Source organism: Blattabacteriaceae bacterium (genome assembly GCA_036390115.1).
Lineage (GTDB): Bacteria > Bacteroidota > Bacteroidia > Flavobacteriales > Blattabacteriaceae > DASQPV01.
The window spans coordinates 155,671-181,985 of sequence record DASWCM010000003.1; the positions used below are offsets into that span (position 1 = coordinate 155,671).

The 26,315-nt window shown below is 30.4% G+C and carries 25 protein-coding genes and 3 pseudogenes; 12 read left to right on the top strand and 16 right to left on the bottom strand.

What is annotated here, in order from left to right:
- Position 1 precedes the first annotated feature (1 nt).
- Together ruvX and def are read left to right on the top strand one after the other, a co-directional pair.
- The gene (gene ruvX / locus VF849_01030) at positions 2-454 is read left to right on the top strand and encodes a Holliday junction resolvase RuvX (protein HEX9232616.1); all 453 of its coding nucleotides are present in this window, start codon (positions 2-4) and stop codon (positions 452-454) included.
- Entirely contained in the window at positions 426-932 is a 507-nt protein-coding gene (def, locus tag VF849_01035) for a peptide deformylase (protein ID HEX9232617.1), read from the top strand. The genes ruvX and def overlap by 29 nt, the downstream gene beginning before the upstream one ends.
- 2 nt (positions 933-934) lie before the next feature.
- Here def and rplT read toward each other — a convergent pair whose 3' ends face one another.
- The 6 genes and pseudogenes from rplT to sucD form a co-directional block, all read right to left on the bottom strand.
- Positions 935-1,294 carry a 50S ribosomal protein L20 gene (gene rplT / locus VF849_01040; protein HEX9232618.1) on the bottom strand — a complete coding sequence of 120 codons (360 nt, stop codon included), beginning with the start codon at positions 1,292-1,294 and terminating at the stop codon, positions 935-937.
- Between the two features lie 4 nt (positions 1,295-1,298).
- Entirely contained in the window at positions 1,299-1,493 is a 195-nt protein-coding gene (gene rpmI / locus VF849_01045; protein ID HEX9232619.1) for a 50S ribosomal protein L35, read from the bottom strand.
- A gap of 9 nt (positions 1,494-1,502) precedes the next feature.
- Complete coding sequence (gene infC, locus VF849_01050) at positions 1,503-2,051, bottom strand: translation initiation factor IF-3 (protein HEX9232620.1); 549 nt, start codon at positions 2,049-2,051, stop codon at positions 1,503-1,505.
- A 3-nt stretch (positions 2,052-2,054) separates the two neighbouring features.
- Positions 2,055-3,952: pseudogene (gene thrS / locus VF849_01055) on the bottom strand (threonine--tRNA ligase).
- A gap of 461 nt (positions 3,953-4,413) precedes the next feature.
- Positions 4,414-4,605: pseudogene (locus VF849_01060) on the bottom strand (signal recognition particle protein).
- Between the two features lie 328 nt (positions 4,606-4,933).
- Positions 4,934-5,821 (bottom strand): succinate--CoA ligase subunit alpha, encoded by an 888-nt coding sequence (gene sucD / locus VF849_01065; protein HEX9232621.1) that lies wholly within the window; start codon positions 5,819-5,821, stop codon positions 4,934-4,936.
- Between the two features lie 237 nt (positions 5,822-6,058).
- On the opposite strand from sucD, the gene rpmH reads away from it, so the two are divergent.
- The 3 genes from rpmH to VF849_01080 are packed head-to-tail and all read left to right on the top strand — an operon-like array spanning position 6,059 to position 8,475.
- Positions 6,059-6,190, top strand: a complete 132-nt coding sequence (gene rpmH, locus VF849_01070) for a 50S ribosomal protein L34 (GenBank protein HEX9232622.1) — start codon at positions 6,059-6,061, stop codon at positions 6,188-6,190.
- 46 nt (positions 6,191-6,236) lie between these two features.
- The gene (locus VF849_01075) at positions 6,237-7,073 is read left to right on the top strand and encodes a mechanosensitive ion channel family protein (GenBank protein HEX9232623.1); all 837 of its coding nucleotides are present in this window, start codon (positions 6,237-6,239) and stop codon (positions 7,071-7,073) included.
- A gap of 10 nt (positions 7,074-7,083) precedes the next feature.
- Positions 7,084-8,475 (top strand): HD domain-containing protein, encoded by a 1,392-nt coding sequence (locus tag VF849_01080; protein ID HEX9232624.1) that lies wholly within the window; start codon positions 7,084-7,086, stop codon positions 8,473-8,475.
- On the opposite strand, the gene lipA is transcribed toward VF849_01080, so the two are convergent.
- A complete protein-coding gene (gene lipA / locus VF849_01085) occupies positions 8,443-9,288 on the bottom strand; it encodes a lipoyl synthase (GenBank protein ID HEX9232625.1) in 846 nt (281 codons plus the stop codon). The two genes, VF849_01080 and lipA, sit on opposite strands and share 33 nt — an antisense overlap.
- Before the next feature lie 21 nt (positions 9,289-9,309).
- Between lipA and VF849_01090 the strand changes: the two genes are divergently transcribed.
- On the top strand, positions 9,310-10,077 hold the full coding sequence (locus tag VF849_01090; GenBank protein HEX9232626.1) for a hypothetical protein: 768 nt from the start codon (positions 9,310-9,312) through the stop codon (positions 10,075-10,077).
- On the opposite strand, the gene mnmA is transcribed toward VF849_01090, so the two are convergent.
- The 3 genes from mnmA to VF849_01105 are packed head-to-tail and all read right to left on the bottom strand — an operon-like array spanning position 9,996 to position 12,811.
- On the bottom strand, positions 9,996-11,180 hold the full coding sequence (mnmA, locus tag VF849_01095) for a tRNA 2-thiouridine(34) synthase MnmA (GenBank protein HEX9232627.1): 1,185 nt from the start codon (positions 11,178-11,180) through the stop codon (positions 9,996-9,998). The genes VF849_01090 and mnmA overlap by 82 nt on opposite strands.
- Positions 11,181-11,192: 12 nt before the next feature.
- On the bottom strand, positions 11,193-12,302 hold the full coding sequence (locus tag VF849_01100; GenBank protein ID HEX9232628.1) for a DnaJ C-terminal domain-containing protein: 1,110 nt from the start codon (positions 12,300-12,302) through the stop codon (positions 11,193-11,195).
- Positions 12,303-12,310: 8 nt separating this feature from the next.
- Positions 12,311-12,811 carry a nucleotide exchange factor GrpE gene (locus VF849_01105; protein ID HEX9232629.1) on the bottom strand — a complete coding sequence of 167 codons (501 nt, stop codon included), beginning with the start codon at positions 12,809-12,811 and terminating at the stop codon, positions 12,311-12,313.
- Between the two features lie 38 nt (positions 12,812-12,849).
- On the opposite strand from VF849_01105, the gene truA reads away from it, so the two are divergent.
- Positions 12,850-13,581, top strand: coding sequence for a tRNA pseudouridine(38-40) synthase TruA (gene truA, locus VF849_01110; protein ID HEX9232630.1), 732 nt, complete (start codon positions 12,850-12,852; stop codon positions 13,579-13,581).
- A gap of 3 nt (positions 13,582-13,584) precedes the next feature.
- Here truA and trxB read toward each other — a convergent pair whose 3' ends face one another.
- The gene (trxB, locus tag VF849_01115) at positions 13,585-14,610 is read right to left on the bottom strand and encodes a thioredoxin-disulfide reductase (protein HEX9232631.1); all 1,026 of its coding nucleotides are present in this window, start codon (positions 14,608-14,610) and stop codon (positions 13,585-13,587) included.
- Positions 14,611-14,647: 37 nt separating this feature from the next.
- On the opposite strand from trxB, the gene VF849_01120 reads away from it, so the two are divergent.
- A complete protein-coding gene (locus VF849_01120; GenBank protein HEX9232632.1) occupies positions 14,648-15,088 on the top strand; it encodes a type I restriction enzyme HsdR N-terminal domain-containing protein in 441 nt (146 codons plus the stop codon).
- On the opposite strand, the gene gap is transcribed toward VF849_01120, so the two are convergent.
- Both gap and mtaB read right to left on the bottom strand, forming a co-directional pair.
- Complete coding sequence (gene gap / locus VF849_01125) at positions 15,081-16,073, bottom strand: type I glyceraldehyde-3-phosphate dehydrogenase (protein HEX9232633.1); 993 nt, start codon at positions 16,071-16,073, stop codon at positions 15,081-15,083. The two genes, VF849_01120 and gap, sit on opposite strands and share 8 nt — an antisense overlap.
- Before the next feature lie 217 nt (positions 16,074-16,290).
- The gene (gene mtaB / locus VF849_01130) at positions 16,291-17,565 is read right to left on the bottom strand and encodes a tRNA (N(6)-L-threonylcarbamoyladenosine(37)-C(2))-methylthiotransferase MtaB (GenBank protein ID HEX9232634.1); all 1,275 of its coding nucleotides are present in this window, start codon (positions 17,563-17,565) and stop codon (positions 16,291-16,293) included.
- A gap of 14 nt (positions 17,566-17,579) precedes the next feature.
- On the opposite strand from mtaB, the gene prfB reads away from it, so the two are divergent.
- From prfB to lysS, 4 genes and pseudogenes are all read left to right on the top strand, one after another.
- A complete protein-coding gene (prfB, locus tag VF849_01135; GenBank protein ID HEX9232635.1) occupies positions 17,580-18,665 on the top strand; it encodes a peptide chain release factor 2 in 1,086 nt (361 codons plus the stop codon).
- A 287-nt stretch (positions 18,666-18,952) separates the two neighbouring features.
- Positions 18,953-19,264, top strand: a pseudogene (locus VF849_01140) (SDR family oxidoreductase).
- Between the two features lie 3 nt (positions 19,265-19,267).
- Entirely contained in the window at positions 19,268-21,853 is a 2,586-nt protein-coding gene (locus VF849_01145; protein HEX9232636.1) for an AAA family ATPase, read from the top strand.
- A gap of 12 nt (positions 21,854-21,865) precedes the next feature.
- Positions 21,866-23,353, top strand: a complete 1,488-nt coding sequence (gene lysS, locus VF849_01150) for a lysine--tRNA ligase (GenBank protein ID HEX9232637.1) — start codon at positions 21,866-21,868, stop codon at positions 23,351-23,353.
- On the opposite strand, the gene argH is transcribed toward lysS, so the two are convergent.
- The 3 genes from argH to VF849_01165 form a co-directional block, all read right to left on the bottom strand.
- On the bottom strand, positions 23,335-24,678 hold the full coding sequence (argH, locus tag VF849_01155; protein HEX9232638.1) for an argininosuccinate lyase: 1,344 nt from the start codon (positions 24,676-24,678) through the stop codon (positions 23,335-23,337). The genes lysS and argH overlap by 19 nt on opposite strands.
- A 494-nt stretch (positions 24,679-25,172) precedes the next feature.
- Positions 25,173-25,415, bottom strand: coding sequence for a hypothetical protein (locus VF849_01160; protein ID HEX9232639.1), 243 nt, complete (start codon positions 25,413-25,415; stop codon positions 25,173-25,175).
- Positions 25,416-26,031: 616 nt separating this feature from the next.
- Positions 26,032-26,238, bottom strand: a complete 207-nt coding sequence (locus VF849_01165; GenBank protein HEX9232640.1) for a hypothetical protein — start codon at positions 26,236-26,238, stop codon at positions 26,032-26,034.
- Between the last annotated feature and the right edge of the window lie 77 nt (positions 26,239-26,315).

Genomic DNA, 26,315 nt, shown 5'->3' on the forward strand with positions numbered 1-26,315 from the left:
AATGTCAAAAATATTAGGAATAGATTATGGGGTGAAAAGGACTGGAATATCCATTACGGATGAGTTTAATTTTATTGCTTGCGGGTTAACTACAGTCCCAACAAAAAAGTTATTTTACTTCTTAAACGAATATTTAAAGAAAGAATCTATAAAAAAAATTGTTATAGGTCTTCCTAGACAAGAATTCTCTTTGGAAAGAGTTATTCAAAAATTTATTAATGATTTTAGAAAAAAACATTCTGAAGAACTTACAATAGTTCGTATTGACGAATGTTTTACTTCAAAATTAGCTAAATATGCACTTGCAAAAAGTTATCTAAAAAAGAAAAAAAGAATGGATAAATCTATTGTAGATAAAATAAGTGCTGCAATTATTTTGCAGTCTTTTCTAGATAGAGAAAGATTAATCTCTAATAAATTAGATGATGATTCTCCCAATCATACTTTACGGTAATCCTATCTTGAGAAGAAAATGTAAAGATATAAACCCCCATTATCCTTTTTTAAAAAAAATGATTGAAGATATGTTTGAAACGATGGATAAAGCAGAAGGTATAGGCTTAGCTGCACCTCAAATTGGGCAGAATGTTCGATTATTTATTATCGATACTAAAGTTTTCATAAACTCTAAAGTTTTAAATAAATATGGTAAAAATTATAAATACCAAGAAGGCTGTTTAAGCATCCCATCTCTCTTTGAAGAGATAGAAAGACCCTCACATATAGAAATTGAGTATTTTGACGAACATTGGATAAAACATAAAGAAATTTTAGATGGCTTAAACTCCAGAGTAATTCAACATGAATATGATCATATTGAAGGTAAACTATTTATCGATTATCTTGCCCCTATAAAAATGGGATTACTAAAAAATAAGCTAAAAGAAATCTATCTAGGTAAAGTAAAAACAAAATATAAAATAATGAAGTAAAATTATTCACTTCTTCTATAAGTTACAGATTCTACTATTTCCTTAAAAACTTCAGGAAAATTAGTCGCTAAATCAGATAGTACTTTTCGGTTTAATCCAATATTTACCTTCTTTATTTTATTCATAAAACTTGAATAAGATACCCCATGAATACGAACCCCTGCATTTATACGCTGTATCCACAAAGATCTAAAAAATCTCTTTTTTTTTTTTCTACCTGTATAAGCATATTGAAGAGCCCTTTCTACAGCATTTTTAGCTACAGTATACACTTTACTTCTAGCTCCATAATAACCTTTTGCTAAATTTAAAATTTTTTTTCTTCTATTTCTAGAAGCTACAGAATTTACTGATCTTGCCATAGTTTTACGGCAAAAGTTGCCTTTTGATATTTTTAAAATCTGCCCGGTTTACTAACGTAAACTGGGTCAGTCTTTTTTTTCTTTTAGGTGTTTTTTTAGTTAGAATGTGATTTTTAAATGCATGCTTTCTCTTAATATTTCCATTATATGTTAACTGGAAGCGTTTTTTGGCACCTGATTTACTTTTCAATTTTGGCATACTAAATTTTTATTTAGGAGATAGAATTATAAACATTCGTTTACCCTCCGTTCTTATTGCTTGTTCTATCCGTCCAAATGGACTCAAAACATCAACAAATCTATTGATCATTTCCTCGCCCTTCCCTTTATGGAGAATAGTCCTACCCTTAAAGAATAGAGAAACTTTAACTCTTTCTTTCGATTTCAAAAATCTTTCAGCACTTTTTATCTTGAATTCTAGATCATGGGAACTGGTTTGAACCCCAAAGCGGATTTCCTTTATGATCCGTTTTTTATCTCTATTTAACTGCTTTTTCTTTTTCTTTTGTTCGTATAAAAACTTTTTATAACTTAGAATCCTACAAACTGGGGGCCTTGATACTGAATCAACTTCAACAAGATCTAACTCTTGCTCTTTAGCTATTTTTAGAGCTTCTAAAATAGGAAGAACCCCTCCCCCACTTCCATCTTCACTAATTAACCTAACCTCTTTTGAGTAAATATGCTCATTAATTGGGTGAAGATTTTTTTTATTATTAATCCTATTACTTTTTTTCTTATAAAATTTTCTATGCAATATTTAAATATTTTTAAAAAAATTAATTTCTTTTCTTAGAAAGTCTAGAAAGAGACTTATCGAAATAGATCCCAAATTTCCTATTATATGTCGGCGTATAGAGATGATACCTTTTTCTTGTTCAAAATCTCCAATTACTCCTAAAATAGGTATTTTATAGTTCTCTGCGTCTCTAATTTTTTTTGATATATTTTCATTTCTCTCATCCAAGAGAGCCCTAACACCATAAATATATAGCAAATCTAAAACTTTTTTTGCAAATTTAAGATTTTTTTTTTTATTGTTAGCAACATAACTTGGGTTGGTGCAAGCCAAAGTGGTAGATTTCCTACCGTGTGTTCCAAAAGAATAGCTGAAAATCTCTCCAAAGAACCAAAATGTGCACGATGAATTATAACTGGTCGATGAAACTTATTATCTATTCCTTTATAAGATAAATCAAAACATTCAGGTAGATTGTAGTCCACTTGGATGGTACCTAATTGCCAATTTCTACCTAGAGAATCTTTAACCATAAAATCTAGTTTAGGTCCATAGAAAGCTGCTTCTCCATATGCTAAAATAGTTTTTAAGTTTTTCATTCTTGAAGAGTGAATAATAGCTTCTTCTGATTTTTTCCAATTTTCTTCAGAACCTATATAAGAATTTCTCTTGTCTCTTAGAGATATTTTTGCCGTATATTCTTTAAATCCAAAGACCCTAAATACATAAAAGATCATATCAATCACTTTTTGAATTTCAACTGACAACTGATTTTGTGTGCAAAATATGTGTGCATCATCTTGAGTAAAGGATCTAGTACGAGAAATCCCATGTAACTCTCCGCTTTTTTCATAACGATATACCGTACCGAATTCAGCTAAACGTTTTGGCAAATCTCTGTATGAGAATTTTTTATTTCGATAAATTTCACAGTGATGTGGACAATTCATTGGCCTTAAAAGAAATTCCTCTTCTTTATTAGGAGTCCTTATTGGTTTAAAAGAATTTTTTCCATACTTTTTCCAGTGCCCTGAAGTTTCATAAAGTATTTTATGCCCAATATGGGGCGTGGTCACCATTTCATACCCAGATTTTTTTTGCAACTTTATTAGAAAATTTTCCATAAGTTTAAGTAAGTCAGTACCTTTAGGAAGCCATAATGGCAATCCAAGTCCTACCCGTTCAGAAAAAATAAATAAACCAAGTTCTTTACCTAATTTCCTATGATCACGCTTTTTAGTTTCCTCCAAAATAAGAAGATACTCTTCTAAATATTCTTTTCTAGGGAAAGAAATACCGTAAATACGGGTAAGCTGTTCATTTACCTTCCAATAGGATCCTGATGTATTGATAATTTTTACTGATTTTATCAATCCAGTATGCGGAATATGTACGCCCAGGCATAAATCTGTGAAATCTCCATAAGTGCAAAAAGTAATAACTTGAAAACTTTCGATTAATTCAATTTTATATTTGTTTCCTTCATAATGTTTTATAGCTTCATTTTTTGAAAATGTATCACTTTTAAAAGTGTTTGATTTTAGAGCGTTTTCCAGAATTTTTTTCTCAATCTTATGGAAATCTTTTAAATGAGCTTCTCCAAAATCTATATCATAGTAAAACCCATTATCAATGGGATTACCAATATGTAAATTTGCTTTAGGATAAAAATTTAAAAGAGCTTGAGTTAACAAATGAGCTGAAGAATGCCAAAAAGCCTTTTTACCTAGGGCATTATCCCATGTATAAAAAGATAATTCAGAATCTTCGAAGATTTCTATATCAAATTCAACTTGTTGTCCGTTAAGACTGGCTGATAAAACTCTTTTTGAAAAACTGTGACTAATACCTTTAATTATTTTAGCGGGAGTTATTCCTTTGGAATACTTTCTAACCTTTCCATAAGTAAAACGAATCATCATATTTTTCGAATTATTTTCTTTATATACTGAAATTTTTCAAAAGATCATCTACTTCTTCGATAGAATTTCCAGATCCTTTGGAAATACGAATATTGCGATTTTCATTTATGAGTTATGGATTTTTACGTTCTTTTTCCGACATAGAGTATATAATTGATTCGGTCTTTATCCCCTTTTAAGTCAATTTAATGAAAAATATTTCCCATACCCATCACATATTTTTAACCTTATGAATTTGACTTAAAAAATCATTAAGATCAAATTTATTTTGATCAATCTTCCTTCTTATGCTTGTTCTTTACTAAATTACTCATTAACTTTTTACACCATAGAGATTACATCCTCCATTACAAGGAGGCTTTTCGCTATTATAGCAGTATAGAAAATATCTAAATACTCTTACAGTTCCAATAAACTTTATTGGCTTTTTATAAATGGAACAAACTGTGAGTATAGCATCATACTCCGTTAAAATACAGTACATCTTTAAAATTTTTTGCAGTATTAGCAGAATCTTGTCCATTCATAGCATCTACAATAAAAAGGCTTTCGGATGGACGAATCGCTTTATAAATACGCTCCATTTCATCCATCATTACTTTCAATCTTCCAGCTGGATCAATAATTAGCACGTCATAATTACCTTCTTTAGCAAAAGCGACAGACTATCCAAGAACTTTTATTTTCTGAATAGCTGCTGGTCTGTTGTCGATAGAAGTGTTTTTTTTCTTTTTTTTCTAACTTCCATTATACTTTATTAAACAACTCTAAGTAATTCTCATCTTTACAATTAAGAATAAAATATTCAAAAATATCTGTGTTAATACAGAATTTCCAACTTATTTTCCTACCCTAATTTGGTGTACTTAATTTCTTGCCTTAAATAAGTAATATTGTAGCATTGATGTAGAGCTTTTCTATTTTTCAGATAAAAATTAGTTTATCAATAACATAAAAGATTCTATGTAGTGTAGGCATTTAAAATCTGGGGCTTTTTATTTTTCTGAATATTTCAAGTACTTTTTGTCCAATTTCTGAAGGAGAAACTACTATATGTATTCCGCATTTTATCATTATTTTTATTTTGGATTTAGCAGTATCTTCTTCTCCCCCAACAATAGCTCCAGCATGTCCCATGATTCTTCCTTTTGGAGCTGTTTGGCCAGCTATGAACCCAATAACAGGTTTCTTATTACCTATTTCTCTAACCCCTATCGCAGCGTCTTTTTCCATTTTTCCCCCAATTTCCCCTATAATAACAATCACTTCGGTTTCATCATCTTCCATAAATAACGAAACAATTTCTTGCATACTGCTACCAATAATAGGATCTCCCCCAACTCCAACAGCTGTTGATATTCCAAGTCCAGATGCCACTATTTGATCAGCTGCTTCATAAGTTAGCGTTCCAGATTTTGACACTATCCCAATAGTACCTCTCTCAAAAATAAATCCAGGCATAATTCCTACTTTGGATTCTCCAACTGTTATTACACCTGGACAATTTGGTCCAATTAGTCTAGATTTTTTAAGGTATCTTTTCACCTTAATCATATCAGAAATAGGAATCCCTTCCGTAATACAAACAATAAGGGAAATATTAGATTCTGCCGCCTCCATAATAGCATCAACTGCAAATGCAGCTGGAACAAAAATAACACTAACATCTGCGTTAGTTTCTCTAACAGCTTTCTCCACTGTATCAAATACAGGTATCCCTAGATGTTTTTCTCCCCCTTTTCCTGGAGTCACTCCCCCAACAATAGAACTTCCATATGCAAGCATTTGCTCAGAATGAAAGCTTCCTTCTTTTCCCGTGAATCCTTGTATAATAATTCTAGAATTTTTATTAACTAGTATGCTCATAATTTCTCCTTTCTTAAAGGTTAAGTAACCATTAATATTTTACTTAATAACTAAGTTATTAAAAACGTATTACATACGATTTTTTTAAAGAGTTTAGGGTTATTTTCTTTGGGAGTTATTTTAGGATTGATTCTCATGTAAAGAGTTTTGAATGATCTAAGCTTTTCCAGCGTGGAAAAATAAAGTACCAGAAAATAAATAGGGATAAAACTGCAATAATTCAAAGTGTGAAAAAATATGAAAAGAACATATCAACCTTCTAGAATAAAAAGAGCCAATAAACATGGTTTTCTGAAAAGAATGAGTACTAAAAGTAGTAAAAAAGTATTGAAAAGAAGAAGATCAAAAGGGAGGAAAATATTAGTTTAAAGTTATCCTTTTCAGAGATTTTTTATTACTTTTTAATTTTTGTGGTATGTTTTGGAATTTTTTTCTAATTTGGAAAAAACTCTTAAGTTGGAGAGTTATAGGATACTTGTTCGAAAGTTTATCCATTTTACTTGGAGCTTTTCTAAAAATTTTAACGTTTAATAACAAATTTGATAAAACAAAATCCTCTGTTTTAAGGAATTACAACCTACTATTTTTCCTATCAATAATTTTCATATTCCCCCCTTTGAAAAATTTTGGGTATAAACTCCTAACTGTATCTGCAATTTTGATATTAGTATATCAAAAGTTTTTTATTGACTTTTCTAGTAGCATTTCTCTTTTAATATCTCAACCTTTTCGGTTTGGGGATTACTTTGAAACATCAAAAGGTTTTTCTGGATATGTTCAGGAAATAACATTAAGACACACAGTTATAAGAACTGTAAATAATAATAAAATTGTTTTTCCTGTTAGAACTCTAAACGAAGAGTTTATTATAAATAATAATATTGGAGACATAATAGTTAGAAAAAATATAAATATTAAAATTTATTATAGCTTTAAGCTAAATTTGGCTATAAAGATTATCAAAGAAGAAGTAGAAAAACATCCTTTTTGTATTGACGGAAGAACATACGAAGAAAAAAAAAATTATCTCCCTTTAGTTCTTGTTAAAATAACAAGTTTTAATGATTTTTCTCTAAATCTTAGAACCTTTGTATGGGCAGAAGATAATAGTAAAGGAATTCAACTTGAATGGGATTGCCTTAATAAAATAATAAATAGATTTGAAAAAGAAGAAGTTTTCCTTTCTCTCCCAAAAATAATTATATTAAAAAATTTTTCATACAAAGGCTTCTGTTTTATAGAAAATGTTTAAAATATTTTACATGAATCTCAATAAAGCTCTTGATAAAAAAGTATTTAAAATTATAAGACAATCTTTTCAAGAAGTTGGAAATCACGGTTATGTTATTGGTGGATATGTCCGAGATTATATAATCGGAAGAATAAAAGAAACAAAATACATAGATATTTTCACTATAGGCGATGTAATTCTTTTAGCCAAACTAGTTTCTAAAAAAATAGAAGGATCTACTAGAATTCGTATTTCCCGACGTTTTGGGACAGCTTTCCTTAAATATGAGAATAAAGAAATAAAATTTTTAAAAACTTTGGATGCTTTAGGGGCATATCAAAAAAGACGTGATTTTACCATAAATTCTTTGGCTATAGGATTAAATAGAAATGATTTCGGACAATTGATCGATCCTTTTAATGGGTTTAAAGATTTGAAAGATAAAATAATCCGAACGCCTTTAGATCCAGATTTAACCTATTTAGAGTCTCCATTAAGGATGATCCGTGCTCTAAGTTTGGGTTCTAAATTAAGGTTTAGAATAGAAAAATCTTCGTTCTATTCCATAAAAAAAAATATCAATCGTATATCGATCGTTCCTATAAAACCCATTATGGATGAATTCCATAAAATTCTTTTATCTGACCAACCGTCTAAAGGCATTCGTTTACTTTATGGAGCTGGATTGCTGTCTATTCTTCTTCCAGAAGTAACAGACCTTCAAGGTATAGAAGAAAAGGATGGATATAGTCATAAAGACAATTTTTTCCATACAATAGAAGTAGTTGATAATGTTAGCAGAAAAAGTTCTTCTTTGTGGTTAAGATGGGCTGCCCTTTTGCACGATATAGGAAAAAAGATAACAAAAAAATATCTGCCCAATATAGGGTGGAGTTTTCATTCTCATGAATTCGTTGGTTCTAATATGATCCCTAAAATCTTTAAAAGGTTAAAATTACCCCCAGAAACGCAAATGAGATTTGTTAAAAAAATAGTCAGATACAGTTCTAGACCAGTTTCTTTAGTAGACTGTCATACCACAGATTCTGCTCTACGCAGATTTATTTTTGATGCTGGAAATGAATTGGAAGATCTTATGCTTCTCTGTAAATCAGATATCACTACAAAAAATGTAATGAAAAAGCGTCAATATAAAAATAATTTTACTTTAGTTTCCTTCAAGTTTCAGAAACTTGAAGAAAAAGATAGACTCAGAAATTGGAGATCTCCCCTATCTGGAAATGATATTATGAATCTATTTAAGATTCACCCTTGTAAGCAAGTTGGACTCATTAAAAAATATCTAAAAGCAGCAATTTTAGAAGGGGAAATTTCTAATGAATTTGACGCTGCTTATAAATTTATATTGAGGAAGGGAGAGGAGTTAGGGTTAGTTAACATGCTTATATGCGTTGTAAGATGAACGTATTAGAGCTCCGCTTTCTACATGACGGAACCCCATATCTATTCCTATTTCTTTGTATTTTTTAAATTGATCTGGATGAATAAAATCGTGCACGGATATACGCCCATTTTTTGGTTTCAAATACTGCCCAATAGTTATAATATCTACTTGAGCTTTTTTGATATCAATCATCGCTTGATATACTTCTTCTTTATTTTCGCCCAGTCCAAGCATAATGCTTGTTTTCGTCCTTATTTTCCCATTTTCTTTCAAATAGCGAAGTACATTTAAACTTCTATCATATTTAGCTTGAATTCTCACTTTTTTAGTTAATCTTCGCACAGTTTCCAAATTATGGGATATAACTTCAGGTTTTACGTAAATTATTCTATCAATAATAGATTTATTTTCTTGGAAATCAGGAATGAGTGTTTCAATAGAAGTTCCAGGGCTAATTCTACGAATTGCTTGAACAGTTTCTGTCCATATTAAAGATCCCATATCTTTTAGATCGTCTCTATCTACCGATGTAATAACAGCGTGTTTAATTTTCATGCTTTTTATGGAATAAGCAACTCTTTCAGGTTCTTCCCAATTTACTGTATTAGGCTGCCCAGTTTTCACTCCACAAAAACTGCATGATCTGGTACAAATATTACCCAATATCATTAAAGTTGCCACTCCTTTATTCCAACACTCTCCCATGTTTGGACAACTGCCACTTTGGCATATCGTATTAAGTTTATAATTTACAATGGTTTCTTTTATCTTTCGATAATTTTCTCCCATTGTAAATTTTGCCCTAATCCATTCAGGCTTTTCAAAAGGCATCCATCTAATAATTTTAAAAATATGAAAACAGTGGAAAAAAAATTGAGAGCCTTATACAGGCTTCAATTAGTGGATTCTCAAATAGATAAATTAAGGGGACTAGTTCAAGTTCTTCCTTTAGAAATACAAGTATTGGAAGATAAACTAAAGGAGTTTTGGAAAAAAATGAAAAGCCTAAAAAAGGTTATTGCTTCTTTGGAAGAAAGAATAGAAGAAAAAAAACTAGAAAATTCAAAGAATCAATCAAAAAAGTGGGATAATAAGGAACTAGAGTTTCATCAGTTAGAAATTGAGCTATCCTCTAAAAAGATAAAAGAATACCAGCTAATAATTAATGAAAAAAAAGAAGAATTTCAAAATTTAAAAGAAAATTATGAGAATAAAAAGAAAAATCTTCTGTTTAAGAAGAACATTTTTAAAAAAAATCCAAAAAATAAAAAAAAAGTGGATGTTCTTAGGAAAAGAGCATATGTTTTTAACAGTAAAATAGATAAAAGTCTTCTTTATATTTATAATAAAATTCGAAAAAAAGTAAAAGACGGAAGAGCTGTTGTTCCTGTAGAAAAAGGAGCTTCAATGGGTTCTTATTTATTAATTCCCCCTCAACTAAGGGTAGAAATCTCTAATAGAGAAAAAATAGTTCTCGATGAAACCAGCGGACGAATACTTATCGATTCTGCTTTAGCAAAAGAAGAACGAGAAAGAATTTATGAAGAAATAACCCCAGATCCAAGAAGTTCTTCTCCTCTATACCAAGAAGCAAACTGTCCTTCAGAAATGGAAGTTTGAAAATTCTCAAATTCTGTATAAATTCCATCCGCTGTCTGATGTAAGTTTGCTTTTTGGAAGGACTGTCTATAACGAACTCTACAAAATACTCCTATTTCTTTGGAAGAGTATTCTATCTTACGGATCCAATTCATATCTTTTTTTTTGACAAAAAAAGCTTTTTTGTATAATCCTGGATGATTCTTTCCCATACCAACATATAAAATGTTTTCTTTTATATCAATTTCTATGACAAAAAGAGCTTTTTTATATCCTCCTACTTTTAGGCCTTTTCGTTGGCCTTTAGTAAAATAATATGCACCTGGATGGGAGCCAATTATTTTTCCATCTGTTTTTTTATATCTATATTTTTTAGAAAGAAAAATTAATTCCTCCTCCCTTGAGTTTGAGGTTAAAAAGGGAGGAGGAGGATGATATCTAGGAGAGTGGGGAGATATTTCTACAATATCTCCAATTTTAGGTTTAAGTCTAAATTTTAAAAAATCAAACAATCGTATTTTCCCAATAAAACAAATACCTTGAGAATCTTTTTTTTTAGCTGTGAAAAGGCCTATTTCAGAAGCTATTCTTCTAACATTTTTTTTAGTTATCTTACCTAAAGGGAAAAGAGCTTTGCTTAACTGGTATTGATTGAGTCTGCAAAGAAAATACGATTGATCTTTTTCTTGGTCTTTGCCAAATAGCAAACGATAAATTTTTTGTCCATTTTTAAAAAAGCTTATTTTTCGTACATAATGTCCCGTTGCAATAAAATCAGCATCAAGTAAAATAGCATTTTTCAAAAAAAGATCAAATTTTATTTTTTTATTGCAAAGAATATCTGGATTAGGGGTTCTCCCTTTAGCATACTCTGAAAACAGATAATCTACTATTTTTTCCTGATACTGATTACTGAAATCAATTAATTGATATGGTATTTTTAGCATTTCGGCTGCTAGAAGAGCATCATTTTTATCCTCAATCCAAGTACATTTTCCTTCCTCATGCCAATTTCTCATAAATATTCCAATAACATCATACCCCTGCTTTTTTAGTAAAAAAGCAGCTACACTAGAGTCTACTCCACCTGAAATACCGACAACAACTCTTTTTTTATGGGACATCTTAGAACATTTTCAAAAATCTCTAACTTTTTCAAAAAAAGATTTTTCTAATCGGCTAGGTTTGGGAAAAAAATTCTCAGCATACTTCATTTTTTCGAAAAAATATTTTTGTTCATGGGTTATCTTTTTTGGAGTCCAAATATTTACATGAATTAAGATATCTCCATATTTTTTAGATTCAAAGTAAGGGAGTCCTTTTCCTTTAAGACGAAGAGTTTTTCCAGATTGAGTTCCAGAATCTATCTTAACACGAACTTTTCCATGAATAGTTGGGATTTCTTTGTAAGATCCTAAAACTGCATCGGATATAGAAATGTATAGGTCATAATGTAAATTATGACCTTCTCTTTTAAGGTTTTTGTGGGTAATTTCCTCAATGAGGACTAATAAGTCGCCTGGATCTCCAGCTCCAAAAGGAGCTTCGTTACCTTTTCCGTAAACCTTTAGTTGCACTCCATCGAAAAGACCATACGGTATTTCCACACGAACAAGTTCTTCTTCTTTTATGAGTCCTTGACTATTTGCCCCTTTAGGTAGATGATTAATAATTTTTCCCACTCCTTGGCATTTTTTGCATAAACTCGTACTACGCATTCGACCTATAAATGTGTTTGTAAAATGTGTAACATTTCCACTTCCATTGCAGATATCACATTTTTTTAATATAACTCCAGGTGCTACTTTCATCCGTTTAACCTTAACTTTCTTCTCTATCCCTTTAGAGATCTCTTTCAACGTTAGTTTCACTCGAATCCGTAAATCGTTACCTTTTATGGATCGTTTTCCTCCGAATCTAAAACCTCTTTCCCCAAAAGCTTCTCCAAAAATATCTCCAAAACTGCTAAAGATATCTTCCATGTTCATGCCTTCTGATGTTCCATCATAGTATCTACTGCTATAATCATTATGACCAAATTGGTCATATCTCTGTCTTCTTTCTGGATTGCTCAAAACGCTGTAAGCCTCTGCAGCTTCTTTGAATTTTTCTTCAGCTTCCTTTTTATTATTCGGGTTTTTATCTGGATGATATTTTATAGCGATCTTTCTGTAGGCTTTTTTTATTGCCTCAGATGAGGCATTTTTAGAAACTCCTAAAACTTCGTAATAATCTCTTTTTGCCATTTTTTCCATCATTTACCAACAACGACTTTTGCATGTCTAATTACCTTATTTTCCATCATATATCCAGCTTCTATAATTTCTACAATTTTCATAGAGTATTCTTTTGGAGCTTGAACTTGTGTAATTACTTCATGTAAGTCAATATTGATATTATCTCCTTTTTTTATTTCGATTTTTCTTAATCCGTTTTCTTGGAGAACTTTAATAAATTTTTCACTAATAAGCATTATTCCTTTTGATTGTTTTATTTCATTAATTCCCCTTTCAAAATCGTCTAAAACAGGTAGTAGATCAATAATTAAATTTTGATGAGCAGTTTTGAATAGTTCAAAACGTTCTTTTTGGGTTCGTTTTTTATAGTTTTCAAATTCAGCAAATAAACGTATAAATTTGTCTTTTTCTTCTTTTATTTTCTCCATATGTTTTTCGAAATCTATTTTTTCTATTTTTTTTTTATCTGGCTCCTTAGATGAGTCAGTAATTTTGTTTTTTTCATTTTCTTGATTCATTGGCTATTTATTTTGTATATATGGGACTTAAAACGTGTGTGAGATTGTTTATGGAATTATTTTATAATGGAGGGGATTATTACGGATGGCAAATACAAAAAAATGGAATATCTGTGCAAGAAGTTCTTGAAGATAAATTATCTAAATTTCTAAAGACCTACATAAAAATTTATAGTTCTGGGCGTACAGATTGTGGTGTAAATGCTCTTAAAATGTTTGCACATTTTGATTCAAAAACTCCTTTAAATTTAAAAGAGATTAGGAGAATCAATTATTTTTTACCTAAAACGATTAAAGTATCTCGTATCTCTCCTGTGAGGGAGAATTCTCACGCTAGATTTGATGCTATTAGTAGAACTTATGAATATCATATTTCATTTGAGAAAGCTTATGATATGAGTTGGTGGCTTAAAAGTCCTTTAAATATAAAAAAAATGAATAAGGCAACTGATATATTGAAGAAATATGAGGATTTTAGCAGTTTTTGTAAACTTCTTGAAAAGAATAAAAAACGTACCTGTAAAATTTATAGAGCCCAATGGGTTAAAAGGAAAAAATCTTTATTTTTCATTATTGAAGCAAATCGCTTTTTAAGAAATATGGTTCGCGCAATAGTTGGGTCCATTGTTGAAGTAGGAAGAGGAAAAATTGATCTTTCAGATTTTTCTAAGATTATTGAAGCAAAGGATCGTAGATATGCAGGTAATTCAGCTCCTGCCTCAGGTTTATCATTGAAAAGGATTCTCTATCCAGAAGATATTTTTTTCTAAATGTTATTTAACTATTGATAGATATCGTTCTAAATCCAAGGCGGCCATGCAACCTGTTCCAGCTGATGTAATAGCTTGACGATAGATAGGATCTTGAACATCTCCAGCAGCAAAAACACCTTGTGTATTCGTTTTTGTACTTACTTTTTCAGTAAGTATATATCCTTTATCATCCATTTTTAGCTTACCTTTTAAAGGTTGTGTATTTGGTGTATTCCCTATAGCTAGAAATAGTCCTTCTATAGAAAAAAATTTTTTTTTATTTGTTTTATTATTAACGACTCTTATTCCTTTTACTGTTTTATCCCCTAAAATTTCAGCAATTTCATAATTAAATAAAGTTTCTACATTTGATAGAATAGAAATTCTATACTGCATGACTTTAGAAGCTCTAAAATACCCTCTTCTTACCAATAAGTAAACTTTAGCACAAATTTTAGATAAGTAGATTGTATCTTCAATTGCAGTATCTCCTCCTCCTATAACAGCCACATTTTTAGCTCTGTATAAAAACCCATCGCAAGTAGCACAAGATGAAACCCCAAATCCAATCAAACGTTTTTCACTATAAAGGCCAAGATATTTTGGAGTAGTTCCAGTGGAAATTATTAAACCTCTAGTTTTTATTATATTTCCATAATCATTCTTAATTTGATGAATTACCCCCATCTTATGGGAAGTGGAAAACTCAAAATATACAGCTTCTTGCTTTTTAATGATAGTATGAAAACGTTTTGCTTGTTCTTCAAGTTTCTCCATTAACTTAGAACCATTTATACCTTCAGGATAACCTGGGTAGTTATCCACACAGGTTGTAGTGGTTAATTTTCCCCCAGGTTCCATACCTGTATACAAAATAGGGGTTAAATAAGCTCGTGCTGCATATATAGCTGAAGAATATCCAGCAGGGCCTGATCCAAGAATAACGCAATTTAAAATATTATCTACAAACATAAAATAATTACGAATAGATTTGATTGTATCATAAATTGTTGCATAATTTATAAGTTTATTGATGTTTTTTCTCAAAAAGAACCACAATTATGTGGTAAAGACATCATCCTTTATGATTTTGCTAAATTTTCCAGCTTATAATTTCCGTTTTCAAAAGAAAAAAAATAATAAAATTTATATTTTTTGCATTATTCGAAAAAATTTTTATTTGCTTACCCCAGAAGAATGGGTAAGACAAAATACATTACATTTTTTTATTTTTTTTAAAAAATATAATCCAAGAAGCATTTATGTAGAAGTTCCCTTACATTTTTTAAAAAGTAGAAAGAGAGCCGATATCATAGTATATAAACGAGAATACCCCTATATTATTGTAGAATGTAAATCTCCTTTCGGAAGAATTACCCAAAAAAATTTAGAACAAATTATTCTTTATCATATGATTTTGAAAAGTTCTTACCTTATGATAACTAACGGATTAAAGCATATTTTTTATAAATTTGACGGGAATAACCAAAAACTACTTTCTAGTATAGAAATTCCTCCTAATTAAACATGTATTCTAGGAAATCTACAAGTTTACTCGAATACCCAACCTCGTTGTCATACCAAGAAACCACCTTGACGAAATTTGGATTTAACATTATTCCAGCATTAGCATCAAAAATAGAGGTCCTATTATCTCCTAGGAAATCCATAGAAACTACATCTTCTTCCGTATAACCAAGAATCCCCTTTAACTCCCCATTAGCTGCTTGTCTCATTGATTCTTTTATTGCTTCATAATTCGTTTCTTTTTTTAACCGAACGGTTAAGTCAACTACTGAAACATCAACTGTAGGGACTCTAAATGCCATTCCAGTAAGTTTTCCATTAAGATCAGGAATTATTTTCCCTAAAGCTTCAGCTGCCCCTGTTGAGCAAGGAATAATGTTAACAAGGGTAGATCTTCCTCCTCTCCAATCCTTAATTGAAGGACTATCCACAACTCTTTGTGTAGCTGTAGCTGAATGTACAGTTGTCATTAATCCTTCAATAATTCCAAACTCATTATGTAAAACTTTAGCTACAGGAGCTAAACAATTAGTTGTGCAAGATGCAGTGGAAACGATATCCTGATTCACTCTCAAAGAGGTATGATTTACTCCCATAACAAACATGGGAGTGCTATCTCTAGAAGGCGCTGAAATAACAACTTTTTTAGCACCAGATTGTATATGAGCTCTAGCTTTTTCTTCCGTAAGAAAATGCCCAGTAGATTCTACCACGCATTCAACTCCTAATTTTCCCCAAGCTAGTTTACTTGGATCCTTTTCAGAGGTTATTTTTACAAATTTACCATTAACCACTAAATTTCCTTCCTCTATATAAACCTCTCCTTTAAACTTTCCATGGATAGAATCATGTTTAAGCATATAAGCAATATATTCTGAGGATACCAAGTCATTGATAGCGACCACTTCCATTCTTCTATTATCAAAAGCCGACTTAAATACTAAACTTCCAATTCTCCCAAAACCATTAATCGCAATTTTCATTTGAAATCGTAATTTAATATAGAAATGATCTCCGAAATCTTCATAAATTCAGAATCTATTTCAGAAATTAATAATAATTTATTACTATTTTTAATGAAGCTAAAACACCCTTAACTCTGGAAGGATTTTATTAAGTGCTCTCCAAAGATTTTTTTATATGCTTTTTGTTCTCTTCCTTCTTGTGTATGAAATTCTTATCACACTTTACGTGTGAGCTCTAATCAACATACACAACACCATCTATGTCTTGATATTTAAGTTCAAACATTTTTAATGTATGGACTAAATCTGATGACCAAGAAGCTTTGACTCTAACGTAATTATCTGTATATCCTTGTATAAATCCATTTTTATTTTCGCTTTCAAAAAGAACTTGACGAATTTTTCCAATTTGACGTTCATAAAATATTCTTTTTTTTTTAATTGAAAGAACACGTAGAATTTTGTTCCTTTTATATTTAATATTATTAGGGATGATCCCATCCATATAAAATGCTTCGGTATTTTCTCTTTCTGAATAAGAAAAAACATGCAAGTAGGAAACTTCTAAAGAATCCAAAAAGTTATATGTCTGCAAAAAGCAGAAGTCATCTTCTGCTGGAAATCCTACAATTACATCCACACCGATACAAGCATTATACCTTAGAGATAGGATCGTGCGAATCCTATTCGCATATAAACTACTATAATACCTCCTGCGCATTATCTTCAGTATTTTGTCACTTCCAGATTGTAACGGAATGTGAAAATGAGGAACAAAACGTTTACTTTTTGCCAAAAACTCTATAAGTTCATCTTTAAGTAAATTTGGTTCAATAGAAGAGATCCGAAATCTATTCACTTTTTCTATTTTCTCTAGTTTTTGCAAAAGAACTAGAATATTTTCCCTTTTGCTTCCATAATCCCCTATATTTACCCCAGTTAAGACAATTTCTTTCACCCCTATTTTCGAAATTTTTAGAACGTTTTTTAAAATGCTTTCTAAAGGTTCAGAACGAGATTCACCTCTAGCTAAAGGAATGGTGCAATAAGAACATTTATAGTTGCATCCATCTTGGATTTTCAAAAAAGATCTAGTTCTAGAAATAGAATGCGATCCAACATAAAAATTTTTTTTCCAAGAATGGACTTCTCCCACATCTTTCTTAGAAAGATCATTAATATAGTCAGTAATTCTGAATTTTTCAGTAGCTCCTAATACTAGATCGACTCCTTTAACTTTAGAAAGTTTTTCAGGCTCAAGCTGAGCATAACAACCTACGGCTATTATAAATGCTTTAGGATTCCTTCTTAAAAAAGAACGAACAATATATTTAAATTCTTTATTAGCAGTTTCAGTAACTGAACAAGTATTTATGACATAAATATCGGAAGTTTCTTTAAAAGAAATTATTTCAAAAATTTTATTAGAAAATTTTCTTGAAATAGAAGAACTTTCAGCAAAATTAAGTTTACATCCAATAGTATAAAAAGCGACCTTTATCTTATGCATTTTAATGTAGTATTATGACTCTTTCAAAAGAACAAATAAGAGAGATTTTTCAACGTTTTGAGAATCTTTTAGATAGGTTCGAAATACCAAAAAAACTTGTTGGAATCAGTGATAAGGAAAAAATAATAGCATCTAACGATTTTTGGAAGGAAACTGATAAAGCTAAAAAAATTCTGAAAAGCTTGCATAAAGAAAAAAAAATGGTCGAAGACTATAATAATATTCGATTAATTTTAGAAGAAATGAAATTATATTTAGAATTTTTCAAAAATGGAGAAATTTCTGAACTAGAAATGCAAAATAAGTTACAAAAAATTGAAAATATTCTTTCAGATTTTGAGCTTAAAAAGCTTCTTTCTTTGGAAGAAGATTTCTTAAGTGCAGTCCTGCATATTTCAGCAGGAGCTGGAGGGGCAGAAAGTTGTGATTGGGTTTACATGTTGATGCGTATGTACTTTATGTGGGCTGAAAAAAAAAGGAATAAGGTAAATGAAATTTATAATCAACCTGGAGATATTTCAGGAATAAAATCACTAACTCTAGAAATCAAAGGCCCTTATGTTTTTGGATTTCTTAAAGGAGAAAATGGCGTACATCGGTTAGTACGAATTTCTCCATTTGACAAAAATGGTAAACGTCATACTTCTTTTGCTTCGGTTTATGTCTCTCCATTAGAAGAAGATACTATTGAAGCAGACGTAAAAAATTCTGAAATTGTATGGGAAACTTTTCGATCAAGTGGATCAGGTGGTCAAAATGTTAATAAAGTAGAAACTGGGGTACGTTTAAAACATATTCCAACTGGAATTTTTGTTGAAAATATAGAATCACGTTCTCAATTTAAGAATAAGGAAAAGGCTTTGAATTTACTTAAATCTAGGTTGTTTGAAATTGAAACAACAAAAAATAGTGCTAAACGTAATGAGATTGAGTCTAAAAAGAAAAAAATAGAATGGGGATCACAGATTAGAAATTATGTAATGCATCCTTATAAACTAGTTAAAGACTTGCGTACTGGATACGAAACATCTGACGTGGAATCCGTAATGAATGGGGAAATTGATGCTTTTTTAAAGTATTTTTTGTTGTTCTCTAAATGAAGCTTTTAGAGAAAAAACAGCACTAATTAGTGTAGGAAAAAGCTATTGTGGAAGCATTTGCCAGTAGGGAAAAAGCTATAAATCTTGATAAAAATTTAAAAAAATAACAAAAATTAAAGCTTATAAAGCTGACTTAATAAGGCCTCAATAAGCTAAAATACTTGTAAAAAAAGCTATTGATGAATTTGTAAAAATTGATATTCTAGTAAACAATGCTGTATAGGCAGTCTTGTCATTAGACTGAGAAAAGTGGCAATCTTAGTTCCATTTTTCTCTAACACAATAAGTTGTTAAAAACAATGATAAAAAAAGGATCCATTATTAACTCTATTTGGGGTTTTTGGTAATAAAGGTCAAGTGAATTATTCAACGTCTAAATCTGTAATTATTGGATTTAGTAAATCAGTCTAGGGTCAATAAATATCCGAAGCAATGTGGTTTACCCAGGATTTATTAATACAGAGATGATAGCTTCTCTGGAAGAGTAAATGCTCAAAGAATGGAGGGTATATTGCGCAAGCTTGTATTTTTTTAGCCTCTGATATGTCAATATAAGTGGAGAAGTTTTGAACGTAAATGGTGGAATGAGTCTAATATGAGATATGGACTTTAGCAAATTGACCATAAAATCTCAGGAAGCTATACAAACTGCACAAGAAATTGCACGAAAATATAATCATCAATCTATAGAAACTTCCCATATTCTTAAGGGTATATTCCAAGTTGATGAAAATATATGTCCTTTTCTTTTAAAGAAACTTGGCGCAAATCCTAAAATCGTAGAAAGACATCTGGATGAAGCTATTAAAAAATTACCAAAAGTAATAGGTTCATCCAGAACCTACTTTAGCAGCCAAAGTATAAAGATGTTTATAGATGCTGATTTTTTGGCCAAAAAACTCAACGATGATTTTATTTCTATTGAACATCTAATATGGTCTCTCCTAAAAATAGGAGATTACACTTCACAGGTTTTAAAAGATCAAGGAATTTACGAAAGGGAACTTGCAAAGTTTATTGATGAAATGAGAAAGAAAGATGGAAAGGTGCAATCTCAATACTCTGAAAGAGTATATAACTCTTTGTATAAATACGCTAATAACTTAAATCAATTGGCTAGAGAAGGAATTCTTGATTCAGTAATTGGGCGAGACGAAGAAATCCGACGTGTCTTGCACATATTATCTAGGAGAACAAAAAACAATCCCATTCTCATTGGAGAACCAGGAGTAGGGAAAACCGCTATTGCTGAAGGATTAGCTCATAGAATAATTAACGGAGATATTCCAGAAAACTTAAGAGAAAAACAAATTTTTTCTCTTGATATGGGGGCATTGATAGCAGGTGCTAAATATAAAGGAGAATTTGAGGAGCGTTTAAAATCCTTAGTTAGGGAAGTTACTCAATCTGATGGAAGAATTATCCTATTCATCGATGAAATTCACACTCTGGTAAGTACTGGAGGAGAGGTGGCTGCTGCTAACATTCTTAAACCAGCATTAGCTAGAGGGGAATTACGCTCAATTGGAGCAACTACTCTTGGAGAATATCAGAAATCTTTCGAAAAAGATAAAGCTCTAGAGAGAAGATTTCAGAAGGTTTATGTGGCCGAGCCAGATGAATCCTCTGCTGTTTCAATTCTTAGAGGTCTTAAAGAGAAATATGAAAATCATCACAAAGTCCGTATTAAAGATGAAGCAATCATTGCTGCAGTAGAACTTTCTCAAAGGTATATCGCTGATAGATTTCTCCCAGACAAAGCTATTGATTTAATCGATGAAGCAGCTTCTAAATTGAGCATGGAAATAAATTCAAAACCAGAATCTATTGACACTATTGATCGTAAGATTATTCATCTTGAAATTCAAATAGAAGCTATTAAAAGAGAAAAAGACGAAAAAAAACTTTTTGTTATTCAAAAATACTTGAAAAATATTAATAAGGAACGTGCTATTTTACACGAGCAATGGCAGGGAGAAAAAGATTTAATTGAAAGAATACAGAAATCTAAAGAAAACATTGAACGATTTAAAATTGAAGCGGATCAATCAGAGCGCTTAGGGTATTACAGTAGAGTTGCTGAACTTAGATATGGAAGGATTAAAGAAGAAGAGAAAAAAGTGAAAAACCTTGAGAAGGAGATTAATAAAAATTATCATTGTAAAAAAATGATACAAGAAGAAGTTGTTAGAGAAGATATAGCTGATGTTGTATCTAAATGGACAGGTATTCCTTTGTCTAAAATGTTACAAAGTGAAAGAGAAAAACTACTTAACATTGAAAGTAAATTGCGTAAAAGGATTATTGGGCAAGAAAACGCTATAAAATCTGTTTCTAATGCTATACGCAGGTCTCGTGCTGGAATTCAGTATGAAAATAGGCCAATAGGTTCTTTTCTTTTTATGGGGTCTACAGGGATAGGAAAGACAGAATTAGCGAAAGCATTGGCTGAATATCTGTTTAATGATGAAAATAATATAGTCCGTATAGACATGAGTGAATATCAAGAATCTCATTCTGTTAGCAGACTTATAGGGTCTCCTCCAGGATATATAGGATATGATGAAGGAGGCCAATTAACTGAACGTATTAGAAGGCGTCCTTATTCTGTAATTTTACTTGATGAAATCGAAAAGGCTAGCAGTGATGCTTTTAATATTCTCTTACAGGTTTTAGAGGATGGCCGTTTAACAGATGGCAAAGGTCGCACCGTTTCTTTCAAAGAAACCATTATTATTATGACATCTAACATTGGATCAGAAATAATTAAAGAAAATTTTGATCAGAAAATGTGCGAGACAATTGTATATACAAAAAATAAACTAATGGAACTTTTAAAAAGAACAATACGGCCTGAATTCATCAATCGGATTGATGAGATTATTTTATTTAAACCTTTGTTTCATTACGAAATACAAAAAATAGTACAAATCCAATTAAATATGATAAACAAAAGGTTATCAAGAAGAGGAATCTTTTTAAAGATTACCAAAGAAGCCACTGAATATTTGTCTGAAAAAGGATATGACCCATATTTTGGAGCTCGTCCCTTAAAAAGAGAAATTCAGAACGAAGTTCTAAATAAACTTTCTAAAGAAATTCTTTATGGAAAGATCGTGGAAAACGATATTATTCTTCTTGACTTCTTAAAAAAAGAAGGGATTGTTTTTCGAAAACAAAAAAATTAGTCTAAATTTTTTATGCAAGAAAATATACTAAAAAATAAAATTGATCAATTAAAAGTTCTAGGCGTAGAACCTTATCCAGCGATAATTCCTCAGGAAAATACAAGTGCTAAAGAAATTTTTGAAAATTTCGAAAATGGAAGAAAAGTCTGTCTTTACGGGCGTATAATGAGTATTCGTATTATGGGAAAAGCTGCTTTTGCAGAAATAAAAGATTATAGTGGTAGAGTGCAAATTTACATTACTAGACATGTAATTTCCATAAATATTAAAAAAAATATTAATGCTTACAATTTTCTTTTCAAGAAACTCCTTGATATAGGTGATATTCTTAGCATTGAGGGATTTTTATTCAAAACAAAAGTAGGTAAGATCACCGTTTACGTTGAATCTTTTTCCCTCCTCTCAAAATCTCTACGTACACTTCCTCAGGTTAAAACTGACGATAAAGGTATAGTACATGATGCTTTCTTCTCTATTGAACAGAGATATAGAATGAGGTATGTTGATTTAATTGTCAATGATAATGTCAAGGATATTTTCGTTAAACGAAGTAAAATCATTCAATTTATCCGACAATATTTGAATAAATTCGATTATATTGAAGTAGAAACTCCTATTTTACAACCAATTCCAGGGGGAGCTCTGGCTCGGCCGTTTATAACATATCATAATACACTTAATACACCTATATATCTACGTATTTCCAACGAGTTGTATTTAAAAAAACTTATTGTAGGCGGGTTTAAAGGCGTCTACGAATTTGCCAAAGACTTTAGAAACGAAGGGATAGACAAAACACATAATCCAGAGTTTACTCTTTTAGAGCTTTACGTTGCTTACAAAGATTATCATTGGATGATGAATTTTAGTGAAAAATTAATAAGGGATCTTGTTTTGGCTCTAAATGGCAAAGAAACCCTTCAGTTTGGGGATAAAATTATTGAATTTAAAGTTCCTTTTACTCGTATTTCCATTTTTGAAGCTATTGAAAAATATACAGGTTTTGATATTAGTAAAATAAATGAAAAAGATTTACACAAAATTTGTCATAAACTTGGAATAGAAATCCAACCTGGAAAGGATAGTAAAGGAAGAATCATAGATGAAATCTTTAGAAAAAGATGTGAAAGCTATTATGTTAAACCAACTTTCATTATGGACTATCCAGAAGAAATGAGCCCCTTGACAAGAAAACATAGAGAAAAATATGGACTTACGGAACGTTTTGAAATAATTATTAACGGACAAGAAATAGCGAATGCTTATTCTGAACTTAACGATCCAATCGATCAAGTATATCGATTTCAAGAGCAAATAAAGCTATATAAAAAAGGCGATAAAGAAGCAATGCTTCTTGATAAAGATTTTATTCAAGCGCTTGAATTTGGAATGCCACCTTCTGCAGGAATTGGTATCGGAATAGATCGATTGGTGATGTTACTAACAAAGCAAACTTCTATTCAAGAAGTTATTTTTTTCCCTCAAATGCGTCCAAAATAAAGCAATTGATAAATTGCCTGATTAATTTTTTCAAAATTAAAAGAATCTAAAATTTTTTTCATACTATGAAAAATTTCTTTATTACATAGATTTCCTATACTCCCTTCATGTGTATGATTTATTTCAACTGAAAATTTAAAAACACCATTTTTAAAATCATTATATACTTTTTTATAAGCATCTCTAAAAGGCATTCCATGCTTTGTAAGATTATTAACGACTTCAACACTAAATATTTGTTGATATTTTTCTTCAAAAAGAAGATCTTTTTTAAGAATGATTTTATTTATAACATAATTAGCCATTCGTAAACAATTTTTTAAATCTGAAAAAATAGGTAAAAAACGTTCTTTAATCACCTGTAAGTCTCTGTGATATCCTGAGGGAGAATTAGCTATCATTAAAGAAATTTCATTAGGAAATGCTATTAATCTATTGCACCGTGCTCGGATTAATTCAAAAACATCAGGATTTTTTTTATGAGGCATTATGCTAGATCCTGTAGTTAATGAGTCCGAAAAGCTAATAAAACTAAAATTATGACTCAGATATAAGCATACATCCTGAGATAGTTTGCTTAAAGTAGATGCTATTGAAGATATAGCGGATGAAGTTATCCGCTCTGTTTTTCCACGGCCCATTTGAGCGTATACAACATTATAATTTAGCGTTTCGAATCCAAGAAGGTAACTTGTCATATAGCGAATTAAAGGAAAAGAAGACCCATAACCAGCTGCAGATCCCAAAGGATTTCTGTTAACAATATGGTAAGCTGATCTAATAAAGACTAAATCATCTATTAGGCTCTCAGCGTAAGCTGAGAGCCAAAGGCCAAAAGATGAAGGCATCGCCATTTGATAATGAGTATAACCTGGAATTAATACCTCTTTGTATATTTCGCTTAGATTGATCAAAGTTTCGAATAAATCTCTAATTAAAAAGACGATTTTTTGTATTTCTGCACGGGTAAATAATCTTAAGTCAAGGAGAATTTGGTCATTTCTGGACCGACCACTATGAATTTTTTTACCAATTTTACCAATCCGTTTGGTTAAAAAAAATTCAACTTGAGAGTGTATATCCTCAACTCCTTTTTCAAGAATAAATTTTCCCAACAAAATTTCCCCGGTAATTTCCCGCAAAGTTTTGCATAAAACACTCAACTCGTAACTATTTAATAGTCCTATTTTCTCTAACATAATGATATGAGCTGTAGTACCTACTACATCATAAGGAGCTAATAATAAATCAAATTCGGGTTCCAAACCTAGGGTAAACTTTTCTATTTCTTTGCTTATTTCAATTTCTTTTTGCCATAGTTTCACTGGTAAAATTTTTAAATTTAGATGGAAGAATTTTCACTCTAAATCTTTTAAAAAGATCTATTTATAAAATTAGTTAAAGGTTCTCCAGAAAACAATTTTTTAAAGCAAAGCTAAATCGATAGAATCTTTAATGAGATTTACCCTTTTAGATTCATCCTATTCTAAAAGGATTTTCTTCATAAGTTTATGATTTACTATTAGATTGTATTTTTCGTAGCTAGCCTCTATTTTCTACTAGACTCATTTATTTTATTCTTCCATAAATTATGGAACGGAAAAGGTAAATCTGTCTTTTGAAGAGTTTATAATCTTATGTTAATATTTTTATAGAAAGAGAAAACTTAAAGTATTTTTTTATTTTTCTTTTTCCACATTAGAGAGTGTAGACAATCCATTTTCTTTTTTATCAATCAATTTTTCGATGTGATCTTAATCTACTCTAATAAAAGAAATCCCATTATTTTTCATTTACAAGTTTTGAACTTGATGCAATGTCAAAGGAGTTTACAAAAAAATAATTTCATATCCCTTTTTTTTCGCTTATAGCTGTGCTGCGATTCTTTCTCGCTTGCATAGAGCGATATAACCTTATTATCTTTTTGAAGATCTTTAATCCTGTTCGGAAAATCTTTAAAAGTAAAATACTTACCATCTACATTTGGAGAAATGTAAAATTTTTTAGATCTTTCAAAGAATTCTTCATCGGTAATCATACCATATTCTATGATAATTTTCATGCTTTACCACTTTTTTTTTAGAATTATTCTCGATTCTTTTTAAAGAACTTTTCAAGTTTATCAGATACTTTTCGAGTAATTCGATATTTTTTTTACAGTTTAGTCATATTGTATATGATAGCGGTATGCATTTAGAGGAATATCATTAGTATCTATTGCCCTAATAGCATTTTTAGAAAATCAGTTCAAGATTATCGGTAACATAAACTTTATTTTTATATAATTGGATTTTATCTCCATCATTTTTAGACCCCTTTAAAATGGAAAGGATGCTCAATATTAATATTAATACAAAAATAAAGGATTTGAAAATTGTATATAGATCTCTATAAAACCTCCCTCATAGGTTTAGGGCAATTTACTATATTATACACTATAATTTTTTACAGCTTGGTTTTTTTTTTTGTCTCTTCTCTAGAACCAAACTTTATTGGAAAATGTATATATTAGCAATATTTTTTAATAAGTCCATTAATGCGACTTTCTTATAGAAATTCTTTACTTTCATCGCTAATTTGTAAAATAATTTCAGTTCCTCGTTTATTTTTTTTATCGGTTTCTTTTATTGTAAATGTAGGAACAAATCCAATGAACAGCTTAAACGTTTTTCTAAGATTTAGAAAAAATCTCTACCCCCATAAAAGATGAATAGAAACCCATGTCCAATTATTGATTGAAGATGATCTTTACCTTTTTCTTGATATTTATCTACGAATTCTTCAGCACCTGAAAAAGCAATTTGATTAATATATTTTTCCACAGATGTCCTCCCTATTCCTTGATCAATTACATACAGAGTTTTAGTTTCTTTATTTATTTTCAATTTTTACATCTATTCTATCCTAGTCGTATCAAAGTTTTTATCTTTGAAGTAGCATATGATGCATTGGAAATAAGTGC